The sequence below is a fragment of the Microbacterium sp. Root61 genome, from assembly GCF_001427525.1.
Taxonomy (GTDB): domain Bacteria; phylum Actinomycetota; class Actinomycetes; order Actinomycetales; family Microbacteriaceae; genus Microbacterium.
In genome coordinates this window covers 1,225,969-1,240,836 of record NZ_LMGU01000001.1, presented here as the reverse complement: position 1 = coordinate 1,240,836, position 14,868 = coordinate 1,225,969, and the positions used below count along the sequence as shown (strand labels likewise).

Sequence of the window (14,868 nt, the reverse complement as noted above, 5' to 3'; positions counted from 1 at the left end):
GAAAGGAACCCCATGTCGCAGATCGCAGCCAGGAACCGCGTCGAACGTCGCGCACCCTGGACAGGTCGTCTGTTGCTCGCACCGGCTGTCATCGCCATCGCGGTCATTGCGATCTACCCGCTCGCGTACATCATCGCCGCCTCCTTCTCGGAGTCGTCGCTCGGGCGTCCCTTCTCCGAATGGGTGGGATTCGACAACTTCGTCGCACTGCTGGGGGACGGGGTCACCATCCCGTCCCTCGGCAGGTCGCTGATCTTCGCCATTCCGTCCGCGCTCATCGCGCTGGTGGCAGGGCTTGTCATCGCTCTCTCCATGGACGCGGCCGTCAAAGGAGGACGCGTCATCCGGGTGCTGCTCCTTCTGCCTCTCATGACGCCGCCGGTCATGGCAGGAGTCATCTGGAAGCTCATGCTCGCGCCATCCGGAGGTCTGCTCAACAACATCGGGCAGGCGGTCTCACCCGGTTCGGAGCCGTTCCTCTTCCTCGGCTCCAGCCCCGCGGCGATGATCTCACTCATCGTCGTCGACGCCTGGCAGTGGACGCCGTTCTGCGTGCTGCTCGTGTTCGCCGCGCTTCAGACGCTGCCGACCGAGGTGTACGAGGCCTCGCAGGTCGATGGGGCGGGGGTGTGGCAGACGTTCTGGCGCATAACGTTCCCCCTCGTGCTGCCGAGCCTGCTGACGGTGCTGCTGCTCAAGCTCGTGGTGTCGTTCAAGGTCTTCGACCTCGTGTTCATCATGACCAGCGGTGGCCCCGGGTTCGACACCACGGTGAGCAGCTATCAGATCTACCGCACAGGACTGCAGACGTTCGATGTCGGCGCCGCGGCAGCACAGACGATCGCGTTCCTCGTCCTGGTCACCATCGTCATCCTGCCGCTCAACGCCGTCAGGCAGCGCCTGCACAAGGAAGGTTGAGACCCATGTCGCTCACCGTTCGCGGATCGGGTCCGGTCGAAGAGGTCGGCACGCGCACCCTCGTGGTTCCCAGCGCTCGCCGTCGTCGCGCCGTCCAGGTCCGCACATCTCACCTCTCCCGGCCGGGGCGCCCATCCCCACTCGTCACGACCGTCAAGTGGATCGTGATCATCGTCGCGATCCTGCTCTCGCTGCTGCCGATTCTGTACATGGTCGGAATGTCATTCAAGAGCCCTGACGACATCCTTTCCACCCGGATCCTGCCTTCCAGACTCGCCTTCGAGAACTGGACCGCGGCATTTCAGAATTGGCCGATCCTCACCTACCTTCGCAATTCTTTCGGCGCCGCCCTCGTCGCCGTGGCGGTCGCACTCCTGATCGCGATCCCCGCGAACTATGCGATGGCGCGCCTGCGTGCGGGCGGAAAACAGACGCTCGGCCTCATCGTGTCGGCGTACGTCGCGCCGCCTATCGTGGCGATCATTCCGCTGTTCGTGCTGGTGCGCACCGCAGGGCTCATGGACTCCGTCGTCGGGCTCGGCATCGTCGAGGGGCTGCTGCTCACACCGGTCGCGGTCTGGCTGCTCGACGGGTTCTTCCGGGCGATCCCGTTCGAAGTCGACGAGGCCGCTCAGATCGACGGCTGCGGTCCGCTCCGCACGCTGTGGTCCGTCATCCTGCCGCTCACCGCGCCGGGCATCGTCGCCGTGTCGATCATCGTCTTCATCCTTGTCTACAACGACTTCCTCATTCCACTGCTGCTGACCCAGAGCGTGAACTCGCAGACGCTTCCGGTCGGGATCGCTCTCATGCAGGGCGGACGCGAGGTGATGTTCGGACAGATGGCCGCCGCAAGCCTGTCGGGGCTCATCCCGATCTATCTCCTTGCGCTCTTCCTCCAGAAGTGGCTCGTCGGCGGCCTCACTCAGGGCAGCGTGAAGTAGGGAGGGGATTAGCCCCGGGCAATTCCGGCGCCACTGACGCCGGGAGCTGTCAGGGAAGTCCGAGCAACCCGCTCAAATGGTCGCCGCGCCACCGAACCTGATCGGGAAGCGTACCGGTCCGGTGTTGCCCGAGACGGGGAGCCACTGCCCCTTCGCAATCCGCTCAGGTTCCACGTTCGAGTTGGAACCGATTGCGCTCGAGCGGACACTAATGGTTATGAACGCTCCGACCGCGCCCGTTGACGAGGTTGAGTGGGAGAAGGCGATCGCGGGCGACGGTGACGCGTTCGGTCGTCTCTTCGATCGTCACCGACGCCGTGTACAGCTGCACAGTCTGCGGCTCGCGCCGACATTCGCAGATGCGGAGGACGTCGTCGCGATCACTTTTCTCGAAGCGTGGCGCCATCGGGACCGCGTTCGCTTCGTGGATGGCTCGATGCTGCCGTGGCTCCTGCTGACGGCGACCAACACCAGCCGCAACCTCACCCGTGGGGTGCGTCGATACCGAGAGGCGCTCGCCCGCCTGCCTCCGCCCGAACCCGTGCCCGATCACGCCACTGACCAGGGATACACCGACGTGGAGCGCGCGCTGTCGCAGCTCTCCGCCAACGACCAACGCATCGTCACGCTCTGCGTGATCGAAGGGTACTCCGAGCGCGAGGCCGCTCAAGCTCTCGGAGTGCCCTCTGGGACCGTGAAGTCCCGCCTCTCACGCGCGAAAGCCCGCCTGCGCACTCTGCTTTCCATCAGCCTTGCTGGCCCGGAAACTCGCACGAAAGAAGTCAGCTATGAATCCTGATCCCACGCCGGGCGTTCGTGATGAAGCTCTCCGCGCAATGCTGGTCAGTACGTCCGATGCCGCAACAGCTCGCCATCCCCGCACCCGGATGACCCGACGCGCGGTCATCGCCACTGTCGCCGCATTCACCCTGGCGGGTGCGCTGACGGGGGGCGCGGTATCGGCTGTTGCACTGGCCAACGACCAATCGGGGACCACCGTGGTCGCCGTGGACACGTCTGCCCGGCAAGCCGCCATGGGCGATGCGAAGCCTCTCGGAACGCCGTTCACCTACGCCGGATCTGGCCGCACCGTGTTGGAACTCGGCACTCCACCCCAGGGGGCGACGGACTTCATCTACCGGCTCCGCTGCCTCGATGCCGGAACCATCGTGACGACGCTCGATGGAGACGAACGCACGCGTGGGACGACGACCTGCGACTCGGACGCAGCATCGAGTGCATTCGGCGGTGGCGGCGGTCAATTCCGCGTTTCCGGCGATGAAGCCCACTCATTGACCATCGAGAGCTCCGCGCAGTACTCGATCTGGGGCACGTGGGCGGCCGAGCCGGCGCCTCCTATCCCGTCAGCGGCACAGACCGCAGCGCTGGCGGACGGAGTCGTGACCCGCGAGGAGTACGTCACTGCCTACCAACGGTTCTCCGCCTGCATGTCCGAAGCTGGATTTCCCCTCGCCTTCGTTGACCTCGACCAGACGGTGATCGAGTACTCAACGACGCAGGAATCGGAAACGGATGGGGCGTCGCCGCGCTGCTACGGCCGCGAGTTCGAACAGGTCGACGGGGCATGGCAGGTCGCCAACGAGGACACGTCGTATACGGCCCACGTCATGGGGGAGTGTCTTCTCGCGCGGGGGATTGCTCCTGCCAGCACGCTGGCCGAAAAGCTCGCCCAACTCGAAGCCGCTGGGGTGAGCCCAATGGACTGCCAATAGGCCCAGCTGTCTCGGACCGACCCGCATCCGTTACCACCGCACGTGCCCGCGGAGGATGATGGACCCATGCCTGCCGTCCACAATCCCGGACTTCGGGTCTCGGCCGGCGTCACGATCCCCGAGTCCGAGCTGTCGTGGCGGTTCTCGCGGTCATCGGGCCCGGGTGGGCAGGGCGTGAACACCACCGATTCACGAGTGGAACTCGTCTGGGATGCTGCGAGCTCGGCCGCGCTCTCCACAACGCAGCGGGAGCGGCTTCTCGAGCGGTTGAGCGGCCGCCTGGTGGACGGCGTGCTGACGATCGCAGCATCCGAGCATCGCGCCCAGCTGCGCAACCGCGAGGCCGCACGTGCCCGGCTCGCGGCCCTCGTGGGCGAGGCGCTGCAGCCGCCCCCACCGACACGGCGACCGACCAAGCAGAGTCGGGGCGGCAAGGAACGGCGGCTGAAGGCGAAGAAGCAGCGCACCGACATCAAGCAGCTGCGTCGGCCACCCCGGGACTGATGGGGGAGCAGCTGGGTCGCCTGGTCAGCCCAGCGCCGTGACGTCGCGCGCGCTGTCATGCGCGCTAATGTGCATGCGTGGCATCACCCAGTTCCTTTCGTTTCCCCATTGAGCAGACCTTCATCGTCGGCATGACGGATGCCGTCTGCCTGGCACCCAGTGAACTCGCGAGCGCGCTGACCGAATCGCCGGAACTCGAGGACTTTCCGCTCTACCTCGTTGCCCGCAGGCCGCGTCTGTCCATCGTCGAGGTCGCGGATGACGCCGGTGACCTGCAGGTCGTCATCGAGAACCCGGACGGGGATGCCGTCACCCTCATATATGAGGGCTTCCAGGGTCAGTTCCTTCTCGAAGATGGCGGGCTCTTCTTCGAGATTCACGACACGAACGATGAGCGACTGGCCGAGGGTCGTGCGGGCCAACTGCTCACGCTCGATGGCTCACTCGTCCAGCTTCAACGGCCTCAAGCACGGGCGGAGGCACCGATCGTCGATGAGACGCTGCTCGACCTCGAAGTGCTCTACGTGGGCAAGAGCAACGACGACAAAGGTGTCACCGAGCGCCGCCTGCTGTCGCACAGCAAGCTCCAGCAGATACTGGCCGACCACGTCGACCACGCTCCCGGCTACGAGCTGTGGGTCATTCCGATGCAGTTCGGTGCGACCAACACCGTGTCGGTGATCCATGGTCAGGACAGCGAGCGAGAACTCGATGCAGAGGCTGTGTGGGCGGGAGCGAATCCTCGCTTCGATCGCGAAACGTTGATCGCACTGGCCGAGGCCGCCACCATCCGGATGTTCGATCCGATCTACAACAAGCACTATCGGGCGTCGTTCCCCAGCCTCCACCACAAGACCTACAGCGCCGTCTTCCCGTCCGAGTACAACGGATTGGGGGTCACGATGAACACCTTCGACACGATCCGATGCCGGCTGTGGAGCGAGGCTCGCCCGGCCGACTTCCTTCACGAAACCGCGTGGGTGATCGACCCGGCCAAACGGAAGCCCCTCGCGACCGTCGATGACATCCTGGGGCTCTTCAGCGCCCGGGATCCGTCCGACGTCGGATAGGTCTTCGCAATCTCACCCAGGGATGACGACTGGTTCGCCGACCGCACCGGCAATCGGGATCGCTCGCCGTCATCGACCGAAGCGAGTGGCGGCGTCTGCACGCTGGCGGGGGATCCTCTGAGGGGGCAGTTCTATTCGACGAGTTTGCCGACCACGGAGACCTCCCGCATGAGATCGGCGATCTCGGCCGGGATGGGCGGAATCTGTTCGCGTACGATGCCGGTCGAGGGCGACCAGACGAGGTTCACCTGCAGCTCCGGATCGATCTCGGGGTAGTCGCTGCGGTTGTGGCAGCCGCGGGTCTCCCGCCGCTCCAGCGCGGCTTCGAGGGTGGCCCGCGCCGCCAGGACGGCTGACTTCAGGTCGAAGGCGTGTGCGAGGTCCTGATAGCCGGCGATGTCGGGGTGCACGCCGATGTCGGCGATGCGAGCCTCGATCGCGTCCAGTTCGGCGAGGCCGGTGAGCAATCCGATTTCGTCGCGCACGACTCCGGCGTGCTCGGTCATCGTGTTGCGGACGGCACGCTGCAGCGCGCGCACGTTTTCGGTGCCGGATGCCGCAAGCAGGTCGGAGATCTCCGCCCGGGCGACTTCGACCGCTGCCGCCGAGCGGGTCTGCGCCGACAATGCGGCCGAGTAGTCGGCTGCAGCCTGGCCGACGATGCGACCGAACACCAGCAGCTCGATGAGAGAGTTGCCGCCCAGCCGATTCGCCCCGTGCAGGCCCGAGGATGCCTCGCCGATGGCGTAGAGCCCGGGCACGTCCGTGGAGTGGTCGGAGGGACGCACCCACACTCCGCCCATCGAGTAGTGCGCGGTGGGTGCGATCTCGATCGGATCGGTCGTGATGTCGAGCATCTGGAGTTCGAGCATCGTCTGGTAGACGCGGGGTAGCCGCGTCATGATCGTCTCTCGCGGGAGATGCGAGACATCCAGCCAGACACCTCCGTTCGGGGTTCCGCGTCCTTCCTTGATCTCGGTGTAGCAGGCGAGCGCCACGCGATCACGAGTGGAGAGCTCGAGCCGTTCAGGGTCGTACTTGTGCATGAAGCGCTCGCCGAGGCCGTTGCGCAGGATGCCGCCTTCGCCGCGGGCGGCCTCGGATACGAGGGTGCCCGCCGCGTTCTCGGGCTCGATGATGCCACTCGGATGGAACTGCACGAGCTCGGGGTCGCGCAAACGACCGCCCGCCTCGACGGCCAGGCGGAACGAGTCGCCGGTGTTCTCGTCGCGTCGAGAGGATGTGCGCCGCCAGATGCGGTTGTGGCCGCCGGCAGCGAGGATGACGGCGTCGGCATGGATCAGGTAGCGCGTTCCATCCTCGAGGTCGAAGCCGTACGCCCCGAAGACCGCACCCTCCTCATTCACGAGGATGCGTGTGACGTAGACGGTGTCGAGGATCGGCACCTGCAGCTGCGCCGCACGGTTGATCAGCGTCCGCTGGATCTCCAGCCCGGTGTAGTCGCCTGCGAACGCGGTCCGGCGGTAGGTGTGGGCGCCGAAGAACCGCTGCGAGATCCGGCCGTCCTCCTCGCGCGCGAACGGCATGCCGTAGCGCTCCAGGTCGTCGATGCCGCGCGCGGCTCCTGAGGTGACGATCTCGACGGTGCGCGGATTGGCGAGCAGGTAGCTCTCCTTGAGCGTGTCGGCGGCGTGCTGCTGCCAGCTGTCCTCGGCATCCATCGTCGCGAGCGCGGCGTTGATGCCGCCGGCCGCGAGGGAGGTGTGGGCGTCGGACTTGGGGCGCTTCCCGAGCGCGAGTACGTCCACCCCGGCTTCGTCGAGCTCGATCGCCGCGCGGAGGCCGGAACCGCCGGTGCCGATGACCAGGACTGTGGTCGAGATCTGTCGTTCTGAGGTGTGCATCCCTCCACGGTAGGCAGGCTTGTGCGATTACTCCAATGCATATATCTGGTCGTTTCGATAGCGATAACGTATAGGTGTGAACCTGGAACAGCTACGCAGTTTCGTCGAAGTCGCCGAGTTTGGGAACTTCACCCGCGCGGCCGAGCGGCTGCATCTCGCCCAACCTTCCCTGAGCCGTCAGATCGCTGCGCTCGAGCAGGACCTCGGCGCGGAGCTTTTCCGCCGTTCCCGCGGAGGCAGCACGCTCACGATCGCCGGTGAATCGCTCCTGCCTCTGGCCCGGCGGATGCTGTCCGACGCGCAGTCGATTCGGCGCGAGCTGGCCGAGCTCTCGGGGTTGCAGCGGGGGAGAGTGCGACTCGGGGCCACACCCACCCTGTCGATCAGCCTCGTCGCCGAAGCGCTCAACACCTTCCACACGTCCTATCCCGCGATCGATCTGCATCTCTCCGAGCACGGATCACGACGCCTGCTCGATGAACTGGCGAGCGGTGAGCTGGATCTGGCACTGATCACGACGTCGACGGCGACGTCGTCGGAGCGGTTCACCGTGACGCCCTTGCTGGTCGAAGAACTCGTGGTGATCTCATCCAGCAACGCGCCGCCGGTCACCACCCGCGACGCGGTGGGCCTGGCGGAAGTCGCGAATCTGCCGCAGATCGTCTTCAGCTCGACGTACGACCTGCGCAGCGCAACGGATGCCGCGTTTCTCGCGGCCGGTCTCACCCCTGACGTGGTCGTCGAGGGCGCGGAGATGGACGCCGTGCTTCGGTTCGTTGAGCGCGGGCTCGGAGTGGCGATCGTCCCGGCGATGGTGCTCATCGATAGGCCGGGGTTGCGGTCGGTGCGGCTCGCGGAGCCGAGACTCACTCGCACGATCAGCATCGCCCACCCGGCGGACTTCACGCCTACGATCGCCGTGGAGGTCATGCGGCGGACCATCGCCGCCACCGCAACGGGGCTGGCCGCCAGATCGGGAGCAACCATGCGCAACGTGGGTGCCGGCGCGTGATGTCGTGATGTCGCGCGCTTGTCGACCGCCGTCCGCGTCTACGTTTCGCCCGCGACCGCGCCACGTCCTCCATCCAGCTCCACCTCGAGCCTCGCCCCGCCGAGCGGCGAGGCGGTGAGCTCCACCCGCCCGCCGTGGACCTCAAGGCGTTCTGCGATGCGTTTCAGACCGTTCCACCGCGGCGACTCGGGGATTCCGACACCATCGTCATCCACTCTCACCCGGGTACGTGCCATCTCCGGCCCGTGCACCAGGCGGACGTCGATGCGGATCTCCGTCGCGGCGCCGTGGCGCAGCGCGTTCGTCGTGCCTTCTTCGACCGCGCGCACGATGGCGATGCGCTCGCTGACCACGTCGGGTGCCGCACCACCCAACGCACGATCGACCTCCGGCGAGATCGTGGCCACGACGGCGATGTCGGCCGGGATCCGGCGTACGAGCGTGTGGACGGAGTGGGCGACGCTGACGTCCACTCCGACCGGGTAGATGAGCTGACTCAGTTCGCGGATGTCTCGTTCGCGGATGTCTTCCAGCTCCTGCTGCAGTTCCTCGAGTTCGCCCAGCGCGTCGCGAGACCAGCCGCCCGAGCGTCCTCGTCGAAGCATGCCGGCCACCCGCGCCTGACTCATGACCAGGCGCCCCTGCAGCGTTCCGTGCAGTCCTTCCGCCACTTCCCGCCGGACGCGGACCTCTTCGGTCGTCAGCTCCGCGAGTGCGGCCGATGCCCGTTGCCTTTGCGCCGCCGCTGTGCGCTCCTGCACACGCAACCGTCCCCGCGCCTGAACCTGGACGACGGCGATCGCCAGCGAGAGGAACACGATCACGGCGACCGATGCGATCTCGACCGTGCTGATCTCGACCGGTGGATCGGAGTAGATGCCCAATGCCAGTTGCAGCATGTGCCGCAGCACCGCGACCGACACGGCGAGAACCACCATCGATACGATGCGGGCGGTCGTGCGGAGCTCATTGAGCCGTACCGCCGCGGATACCCCGAGTACGACGGCGACGGCGAGCAGATTCGCGAAGAACCGGTGGGGGAGAAGTGGCGCATCGGCGGCGAGGTCGAGCAGCGACAGCCGCTCCGGCCGGAAGACGAAGACCGCCTGCAACGTCGCCCCGAGGCTGAACGTGACCAGTAGCGCCCCGGCGGTCAGAAGGAAGACGCGCCTGTCGTCCCGACGATCAGCCGCCGGTTGCGGCATCCACTCGGTCTTCTTCACCGCGGCGGGCCCGCCTGCGCGCCGTCGCGCACGAGGTGCAGAGCTGCCGCGACCCGGCTGTTGAGGCGGCCGTCGTCTCGAACGCCGAGGGCTGCGTACACCGCGTTGAGGAGGTTGTCGACAGAGTGCGCCGAGATGGACATCTCGTGCGCGATGGCCGCGTTCGAGAGGCCTTCGGCGAGCAGCCGGAGTGCATGCAGCTGTCGCGGTGTGAGGTCCGCGAGGGCGGTTCCCCTCCGCGGCACGCGTCGGGAGAGAAGCTCGGGGTCGAGCATGCTGTTGCCGCGCGCGCTCGCGCGCAGCGCTCGGAGCAGCGTCGCGCGGGAGGTCGACGACACCTTCGACAGGTAGCTCCAGCCGACTCGTTCGTCGTCGGGAAGGCCGAGGAGGAGCTCCATCACGTCGTGGCCCGACAGCAGGACGATGCCCAAGTCAGGCTGCCGCACGCGCAGAGACCGAGCCAGCGCGAATCCGTTGCCATCGGGCAGGTCGACATCGAGCAGCATCACGTCGACGGCCGTCGCGTGAGCGAGAGCACGTGCGTCGGCGACGGTTTCAGCCGAACCCCTCAGCTCGAATCCGTCCTCGTGGCGGACGAGGTCGCACAGCAGCGAACGAAAGAGCGACTGATCCTCGACGACGAGGACTCGAATGGCGCGCTCATCGGTCATAGCGATCCGCAGTCTATCGACCACGACTGACGGTCGGCGCGAAGCACTCGCCTCGTCGCCGACCGTCAGGAAGAAGGTCAGGCACCCCCAATGCCCGACTCAGGGACGCGAACGAGAACGCACGCGCATCCAGCCCCCAGAGCCAGAAGTCAGCTTCGTCGCCGATACAGCCTTCCTGAAAAGGAAGACACCCCTTCACCGCCGGAGCAGACACGGGTCGTCCGGTCGGGTGACATCACTCTAGAAAACACGGCACGGGCACGAAAGGGAGAAAACTCCTCAGACGGAGAGCGCCCCTCGCACCAGCGCCCGACGATCGGTGACGGCAGCGGCGTGACCAGATCGAACTCTCGCTCTCGACCCGCATTCAGCCTCCGCATGGCTTTCGGTCAGTTACTGCGGGGTCGGCTTTGGTACTTTCCCTGTGGCCGCAACACCTGGGGGAGTGACGTGACGAACGTGAACAACGACATCGACGTACGCGGCGACGACGCCGCTCTGGGTCTCGTGCTCGGCGGTGGAGGCGCGTTCGGCGCGGCCCACGTAGGCGTGCTGCAGGTCCTGGCCGAACGAGGCATCCGTCCGGGCATCGCCACCGGCACGAGCTCGGGCGCCCTGGTCGCGGCCGCGTACGCGGCGGGATCCGACCTCACTGCGATCGAACGCGCCGTCGCCACGTTCCGGTGGAGCCACATCGCCCGGTGGTCGTTCAGCCCGCGCTGGGGACTGCTCGATACGCGAGTGGTGACCGACGCCGTCATCGATGCGCTGGGCTCGGACCCGCTCATCGAAGACCTACCCCGTCGGTTCGGCGCGTACGCCACCGACCTGCGCACACGCCGAGGCATCACGATCGATCATGGGCCGCTGAGCGTCGCCCTCCGATCGTCGATCGCCGTTCCGGGCCTGCTCCCGCCGGTGCGTCGCGGCCGTCAGTTGCTGGCGGACGGGGGCATGGTCGACAACGTGCCCGTCGCGGCGGCGCGTGAGCTCGGCGCCGAACGCGTGATCGTGGTGCGTCTGCACGCGAAATGGGAGAACGTGCGGATGATGCGCACCGTCACCCGCACGGCGGATCTGGTGAACGATCCGTCGGTGGTGCTGATCCAGCCCGAGATGGAGGGGATGGCGCAGTGGATGATGTCCGACGTGCCGCGCCTCATCGCGGAGGGACGGCGGGCCGCCGAGGTCGCGCTGTCGGTGTCCGGCGTCGCTGATCGGATCGCACCCGCCCTCGCGCAGTAGCGGGCAGTACTGGCTGACCGGTGCCGTGGCGGGCAAGCCAGAGTCGGCCGGGCCTCACGACGGCGACGTCATAACCGGGCGAAACGCGCGCGGATGACGCAGAACAGGCCGTAGACGCAGAGTCCTGCGCCGACCAGACCCGCCAGCCAGGGCCCAGAGGGCAGGCCCATGAGCGCCGAGATCGCGGCATCCAGTCCGCCTGCTGCGTTCGGATCGACCTGCACCGCGGCCACGAGGAGGAGGACCCCGACGATCAGCAGCGCGATACCCTTCGCGATGAATCCGACGACGCCGACCACGACGACGGTTCGGCCGACCGGCCCCGACGGGATCGTCACGCGCTTCTCGAAGCTGCGACGTGCACCCATCACGATGAAGACCACCCCCGCGATGGCGGTGCCGAGTCCGACCGCTGCCAGCACGAAGACGCCGCCGGGGATCACGAGCACGCCGCGACTGGCGTTCTGCGCCGCTTCGTCTGGGTCCGGACGCGCGCCGAGCGCGACCGACACTGCGAGTGCACCGAGCGCCAGGAACACGGCGGCCTGCCCCCACTCGGACAGCCGAGCGCCCCACTTCGCCGCGGTGCTGTCCCTTCGTGCGAGCACCCCTTCAAGGATGTGCCACACCGCCAGCGCGCAGAGCGCGATCGCGAGGATCCACAGCACGGCGAAACCGAACGGTGCATCGGCGATCGTCTTGAAGGCACCCGCCTGATCGGACTCGCCTGCGCCGCCGAACGCCACGACGAGAACGATCACGCCGATGAGGATGTGCACCACGCCGTTCGCCACGTAGCCGGCTCTGGCGAACAGCTGCAGCGTCCGCGAGGACTCCGCCTTGCGGGCGGCGTGGCGGACGTCCTCCTTCATGCGTCCACCGGGAGACGCGGCATCCGCTCTCATTCGCCGTCTACCGCGACCTCGTTGCCGTTCGTCTTTGCTGATCCTTCATTCTCTTCGTCATCGGAGCCTCCATCGTGTCCGGCCCGCGCTCCTCATGCGGGCGGGGCATCGGGATCCAGCGTCTTCAGGGTCTGTTCTTCGACCTCGTTGTCGGCCCGCAACTGCTCCTCGGTGGTCTGATCGCCACCGGTGGGCGCTTCGTCGTCGGGCTCGACGGGGGCGGCGCCCGAGCGCTCTCGATCTGAAGCCATCGCTAGAGCTCCGTCTGGTCCGGAGTCGTGCGCGTGGACTGCTGAGTCACGCGTTCGCCTGCCACCGGGTCGACGGCGGTACGCGTCACGGTATCTGACCGGCGCCGGCGCATGACGAAGATGATGCCCAGGAGGAAGACGACGACCCCCGCTCCCATCAGGATGTAGCCGATCAGATCGAGGTCCGCCCACTCGACCTGCACGTTGACGGCGAAGGTGAGGATCGCTCCGATGACGAAGAGCGCAATGCCTGCTCCGATACTCATGACTCGTCCTTTCAGAAGGGTGGATTTTGCCCCGAAACACCATCGTGGCGACCGACACGCAGGGGCGATAGGGGGTTGACAACAGTCGCATCCGACCCGCAGGTGCAGCAGATCGCGTTGTGTCAAGGCCCTACCCGGATCGGCGGGCGGCGCGTAGTTTCGCCGCATGAAGCACGTCACCTTCGCCGAGAGGTCCCTCTTCATGGACGACGAGGCAGCCGATTGCCTGCTCGAGTACGCGTGTCTGCTGGCGGACAGTTCTGCGGCCGATGCCGTCACGGTGCGCGCTATCAGCCCTGACGGAAACACCATCGATGCGGCATTCCTTCTGAACGCTTCCAGCGTGCTGATGGTCGAATCGACGAACTCGTCCGTGCCGGTTCCGGAGAGCCGAGAAGCCGTCGCGTACATGCGCCGAAGAATCCGCCAGTTCTTGCATCCGACGCCACTGCGGGTGAGATCCGCGGTCGCGGATGTTGAGATGGATTTCGACGTGATGGATGCCGGCTAGCGAAAGGGCGGCCCGACATGACGAGTGATACCAGCGATGCCCACGAGTGGTGGCCGTACCTCTCGATCGGCGCCAAACACGCGGTTCTCGTGGCGATCACGGACCCGTTGCCTGAGCATGTACGGGACGAGATCCATATGGTGACCGGACGCCGTCTCCTCGACGGGGCTCAGCTCAGCGAACAAGATCGACTGTTCATCCAAACGCAGATCGAGCCCGTCGACTGAGCGCATGCGGCGGCGTGATCGCTCACCGCCGCGCGATACCATCGCCCATGGGCAGATTCATCTACGACACCATGGGCAACGCGGTCGACATCGATGACCGAACGCTTGCGCACCTCCGGGTCGTGGTCATGAACAAGCTGCGCCGTTCGGAATCGTTCATGTTCGACGTGGAGATCGGCGATGGAAGCGGACGCCGGAGCTTCTGGATGCATCCATCCGTCCCGCTCCAATTCCACTTCTTCGGGAGCCGGGCTCCCGCGCTCAATCGCGAATGGATCGAGGAACTGATGATCTCCGCGAGCAGCCCGAGCGGGTTGGTCATCACCCCGGAGCCCGCCGAGGGCGTCACGACGAGGGAGAACCCGACGGCCTGACTCCTCCCGGTTCGCGGGCGCAGCCGACGAAGGCTGCCGCGGCTATTCGGTCGGCTGAGCGTCGTCCGCAGCGGGCTCGAGGCCGAGGGACAAAGGGCCGGTCTGCGATTGCTCTGCGACGAGGAGGATCCCGCCAGAAGAGTTCGCCGACACCGCCAGCGCTTCGATCCACTCGCGGCTGAGTTCGGCCGGCTCGGGGTCGTCGAAGACGAACCGCAGGGGGATGGATGGATGCAGCCACACCGTGCTGCGCCCGCGCGGCTCATCGTCCGGGTGCCGCCACGAGAGCGTGAAGCTCTCACCGCGCCGGAGCTTCGTCGCGATCACCACTTTGAGATGAGCCAGGGCCCGATCCTCGATATGGATGGCCGTCTCCGAGCCGCCGTAGTAGATCGTGCCCATGCCTCAACCGTACTGCTTCGATCCGTCGAGTGGCGGGATCGGAGGCGGTCCGGCTGAGGCTCTAATCGACCGGCTTCTCGAAGCGCCTGGGCCAATCGACGTGATCCGGATGGAGGTAGTCGGGGCGTGCGGGCTGCGACGGCTGATCGGAGAACTCCCCGCCCTGGCGGCCACCGTACGGCCTGCCATGGTCGGCGAACTCATCGCGGACGAACACGAGCGCCCACGGCCCAGCCGTGAACCGCGCTCCCGTCCGGAGGATCTCCGAGTGATCGTCCGTCGTCTCGGTCATGTTCGGGTTTGCGTTCATCTCTCCTGGGCCGAGCATGGTCAGCACGTAGTCGTCGCGAGCGTCGTGCGTGATCCTCGCGTGGTGCGGGTCGATCTCGGTCAGCTGGAGCTCGTTTTCAGCAGACGACCCGATACGGACCAGCTCGTCGGTGATTTCGTACCGGAACCAGCCTTCCTCCCGCGAGACGAGTAGATGCGGCCGGCCTGCTCCCCACTCCGCGTGCGTCGTCGTCGGCACATAGCGTCCATGTGGTCTGGAGTCCGTCATTTCCTCCTCCTCACGGTGCGAGGGGCGCGTATGACGTACGCGTCTTCTTGGTTCAGCAAACAGGGAGTCATGCGTCGTAGCAGAGGGGGTTGACAGCGGAAGGGGCCGTGGCTACATCTGCGAAAGGGCGACGTGAGAGCGCGTCAGTCGTGTTGCCGGAGGACTATGCGTTGCGCGGGTGCGGACGG

At 66.5% G+C, this 14,868-nt stretch carries 19 protein-coding genes; 11 read left to right on the top strand and 8 right to left on the bottom strand.

Annotated features, from left to right (window positions below):
• Positions 1–12: 12 nt before the first annotated feature.
• The 6 genes from ASD65_RS06085 to ASD65_RS06060 all read left to right on the top strand — a co-directional run bounded on the left by ASD65_RS06085 (position 13) and on the right by ASD65_RS06060 (position 5,169).
• Positions 13–918, top strand: a complete 906-nt coding sequence (locus tag ASD65_RS06085) for a carbohydrate ABC transporter permease (protein WP_056219857.1) — start codon at positions 13–15, stop codon at positions 916–918.
• A gap of 5 nt (positions 919–923) precedes the next feature.
• A complete protein-coding gene (locus ASD65_RS06080) occupies positions 924–1,862 on the top strand; it encodes a carbohydrate ABC transporter permease (RefSeq protein WP_156378789.1) in 939 nt (312 codons plus the stop codon).
• A gap of 217 nt (positions 1,863–2,079) precedes the next feature.
• Complete coding sequence (locus ASD65_RS06075; RefSeq protein ID WP_056219854.1) at positions 2,080–2,661, top strand: RNA polymerase sigma factor; 582 nt, start codon at positions 2,080–2,082, stop codon at positions 2,659–2,661.
• Positions 2,651–3,595, top strand: coding sequence for a hypothetical protein (locus ASD65_RS06070; protein ID WP_156378788.1), 945 nt, complete (start codon positions 2,651–2,653; stop codon positions 3,593–3,595). Before ASD65_RS06075 ends, ASD65_RS06070 begins: the two co-directional genes overlap by 11 nt.
• A gap of 66 nt (positions 3,596–3,661) precedes the next feature.
• A complete protein-coding gene (arfB, locus tag ASD65_RS06065) occupies positions 3,662–4,099 on the top strand; it encodes an alternative ribosome rescue aminoacyl-tRNA hydrolase ArfB (protein ID WP_056219848.1) in 438 nt (145 codons plus the stop codon).
• Between the two features lie 77 nt (positions 4,100–4,176).
• Entirely contained in the window at positions 4,177–5,169 is a 993-nt protein-coding gene (locus tag ASD65_RS06060) for a hypothetical protein (protein ID WP_156378787.1), read from the top strand.
• Between the two features lie 131 nt (positions 5,170–5,300).
• On the opposite strand, the gene ASD65_RS06055 is transcribed toward ASD65_RS06060, so the two are convergent.
• Positions 5,301–7,034 (bottom strand): FAD-binding protein, encoded by a 1,734-nt coding sequence (locus tag ASD65_RS06055; RefSeq protein ID WP_056219842.1) that lies wholly within the window; start codon positions 7,032–7,034, stop codon positions 5,301–5,303.
• Between the two features lie 70 nt (positions 7,035–7,104).
• On the opposite strand from ASD65_RS06055, the gene ASD65_RS06050 reads away from it, so the two are divergent.
• Entirely contained in the window at positions 7,105–8,046 is a 942-nt protein-coding gene (locus tag ASD65_RS06050; protein WP_056219839.1) for a LysR family transcriptional regulator, read from the top strand.
• Positions 8,047–8,084: 38 nt separating this feature from the next.
• Here the strand turns inward: ASD65_RS06050 and ASD65_RS06045 are convergent, their stop codons facing one another.
• Together ASD65_RS06045 and ASD65_RS06040 are read right to left on the bottom strand one after the other, a co-directional pair.
• Complete coding sequence (locus ASD65_RS06045) at positions 8,085–9,269, bottom strand: sensor histidine kinase (protein ID WP_056219836.1); 1,185 nt, start codon at positions 9,267–9,269, stop codon at positions 8,085–8,087.
• On the bottom strand, positions 9,266–9,940 hold the full coding sequence (locus ASD65_RS06040) for a response regulator transcription factor (RefSeq protein ID WP_056219832.1): 675 nt from the start codon (positions 9,938–9,940) through the stop codon (positions 9,266–9,268). The genes ASD65_RS06045 and ASD65_RS06040 overlap by 4 nt, the downstream gene beginning before the upstream one ends.
• A gap of 450 nt (positions 9,941–10,390) precedes the next feature.
• Between ASD65_RS06040 and ASD65_RS06035 the strand changes: the two genes are divergently transcribed.
• The gene (locus ASD65_RS06035; protein WP_056219830.1) at positions 10,391–11,185 is read left to right on the top strand and encodes a patatin-like phospholipase family protein; all 795 of its coding nucleotides are present in this window, start codon (positions 10,391–10,393) and stop codon (positions 11,183–11,185) included.
• Between the two features lie 68 nt (positions 11,186–11,253).
• Here the strand turns inward: ASD65_RS06035 and ASD65_RS06030 are convergent, their stop codons facing one another.
• The 3 genes from ASD65_RS06030 to ASD65_RS06025 form a co-directional block, all read right to left on the bottom strand.
• Positions 11,254–12,057 (bottom strand): DUF1206 domain-containing protein, encoded by an 804-nt coding sequence (locus ASD65_RS06030; protein ID WP_056219828.1) that lies wholly within the window; start codon positions 12,055–12,057, stop codon positions 11,254–11,256.
• A 125-nt stretch (positions 12,058–12,182) separates the two neighbouring features.
• Complete coding sequence (locus ASD65_RS19180) at positions 12,183–12,341, bottom strand: hypothetical protein (protein ID WP_200948627.1); 159 nt, start codon at positions 12,339–12,341, stop codon at positions 12,183–12,185.
• A 2-nt stretch (positions 12,342–12,343) separates the two neighbouring features.
• Positions 12,344–12,607: a DUF6458 family protein gene (locus ASD65_RS06025; RefSeq protein ID WP_056219825.1), complete on the bottom strand. Its 264-nt coding sequence runs from the start codon at positions 12,605–12,607 to the stop codon at positions 12,344–12,346.
• Between the two features lie 166 nt (positions 12,608–12,773).
• Here ASD65_RS06025 and ASD65_RS06020 point away from each other — a divergent pair, with 166 nt between their 5' ends.
• Genes ASD65_RS06020 through ASD65_RS06010 form a run of 3 tightly spaced genes read left to right on the top strand, consistent with a single transcriptional unit; the run spans position 12,774 to position 13,719 of the window.
• Positions 12,774–13,118, top strand: coding sequence for a hypothetical protein (locus ASD65_RS06020; protein WP_056219822.1), 345 nt, complete (start codon positions 12,774–12,776; stop codon positions 13,116–13,118).
• 17 nt (positions 13,119–13,135) lie between these two features.
• Complete coding sequence (locus ASD65_RS06015) at positions 13,136–13,345, top strand: hypothetical protein (RefSeq protein WP_056219819.1); 210 nt, start codon at positions 13,136–13,138, stop codon at positions 13,343–13,345.
• Positions 13,346–13,392: 47 nt separating this feature from the next.
• Positions 13,393–13,719, top strand: a complete 327-nt coding sequence (locus tag ASD65_RS06010; protein WP_056219817.1) for a DUF7882 family protein — start codon at positions 13,393–13,395, stop codon at positions 13,717–13,719.
• 42 nt (positions 13,720–13,761) lie between these two features.
• Here the strand turns inward: ASD65_RS06010 and ASD65_RS06005 are convergent, their stop codons facing one another.
• A complete protein-coding gene (locus ASD65_RS06005; protein WP_056219814.1) occupies positions 13,762–14,121 on the bottom strand; it encodes a DUF7882 family protein in 360 nt (119 codons plus the stop codon).
• Positions 14,122–14,182: 61 nt separating this feature from the next.
• Positions 14,183–14,680 carry a hypothetical protein gene (locus ASD65_RS06000; RefSeq protein WP_056219812.1) on the bottom strand — a complete coding sequence of 166 codons (498 nt, stop codon included), beginning with the start codon at positions 14,678–14,680 and terminating at the stop codon, positions 14,183–14,185.
• Positions 14,681–14,868: the final 188 nt, after the last annotated feature.

What these genes read in the sequence shown, in the direction of transcription:
- ASD65_RS06085 (WP_056219857.1), top strand. Translation starts at nt 13, where the DNA reads ATGTCGCAGATCGCAGCCAGGAACCGCGTCGAACGTCGCGCACCCTGG.
- ASD65_RS06080 (WP_156378789.1), top strand. Translation starts at nt 924, where the DNA reads ATGTCGCTCACCGTTCGCGGATCGGGTCCGGTCGAAGAGGTCGGCACG.
- ASD65_RS06075 (WP_056219854.1), top strand. Translation starts at nt 2,080, where the DNA reads ATGAACGCTCCGACCGCGCCCGTTGACGAGGTTGAGTGGGAGAAGGCG.
- ASD65_RS06070 (WP_156378788.1), top strand. Translation starts at nt 2,651, where the DNA reads ATGAATCCTGATCCCACGCCGGGCGTTCGTGATGAAGCTCTCCGCGCA.
- arfB (WP_056219848.1), top strand. Translation starts at nt 3,662, where the DNA reads ATGCCTGCCGTCCACAATCCCGGACTTCGGGTCTCGGCCGGCGTCACG.
- ASD65_RS06055 (WP_056219842.1), bottom strand. Translation starts at nt 7,034, where the DNA reads ATGCACACCTCAGAACGACAGATCTCGACCACAGTCCTGGTCATCGGC.
- ASD65_RS06040 (WP_056219832.1), bottom strand. Translation starts at nt 9,940, where the DNA reads ATGACCGATGAGCGCGCCATTCGAGTCCTCGTCGTCGAGGATCAGTCG.
- ASD65_RS06030 (WP_056219828.1), bottom strand. Translation starts at nt 12,057, where the DNA reads ATGAAGGAGGACGTCCGCCACGCCGCCCGCAAGGCGGAGTCCTCGCGG.
- ASD65_RS19180 (WP_200948627.1), bottom strand. Translation starts at nt 12,341, where the DNA reads ATGGCTTCAGATCGAGAGCGCTCGGGCGCCGCCCCCGTCGAGCCCGAC.
- ASD65_RS06025 (WP_056219825.1), bottom strand. Translation starts at nt 12,607, where the DNA reads ATGAGTATCGGAGCAGGCATTGCGCTCTTCGTCATCGGAGCGATCCTC.
- ASD65_RS06020 (WP_056219822.1), top strand. Translation starts at nt 12,774, where the DNA reads ATGAAGCACGTCACCTTCGCCGAGAGGTCCCTCTTCATGGACGACGAG.
- ASD65_RS06015 (WP_056219819.1), top strand. Translation starts at nt 13,136, where the DNA reads ATGACGAGTGATACCAGCGATGCCCACGAGTGGTGGCCGTACCTCTCG.
- ASD65_RS06010 (WP_056219817.1), top strand. Translation starts at nt 13,393, where the DNA reads ATGGGCAGATTCATCTACGACACCATGGGCAACGCGGTCGACATCGAT.
- ASD65_RS06005 (WP_056219814.1), bottom strand. Translation starts at nt 14,121, where the DNA reads ATGGGCACGATCTACTACGGCGGCTCGGAGACGGCCATCCATATCGAG.
- ASD65_RS06000 (WP_056219812.1), bottom strand. Translation starts at nt 14,680, where the DNA reads ATGACGGACTCCAGACCACATGGACGCTATGTGCCGACGACGACGCAC.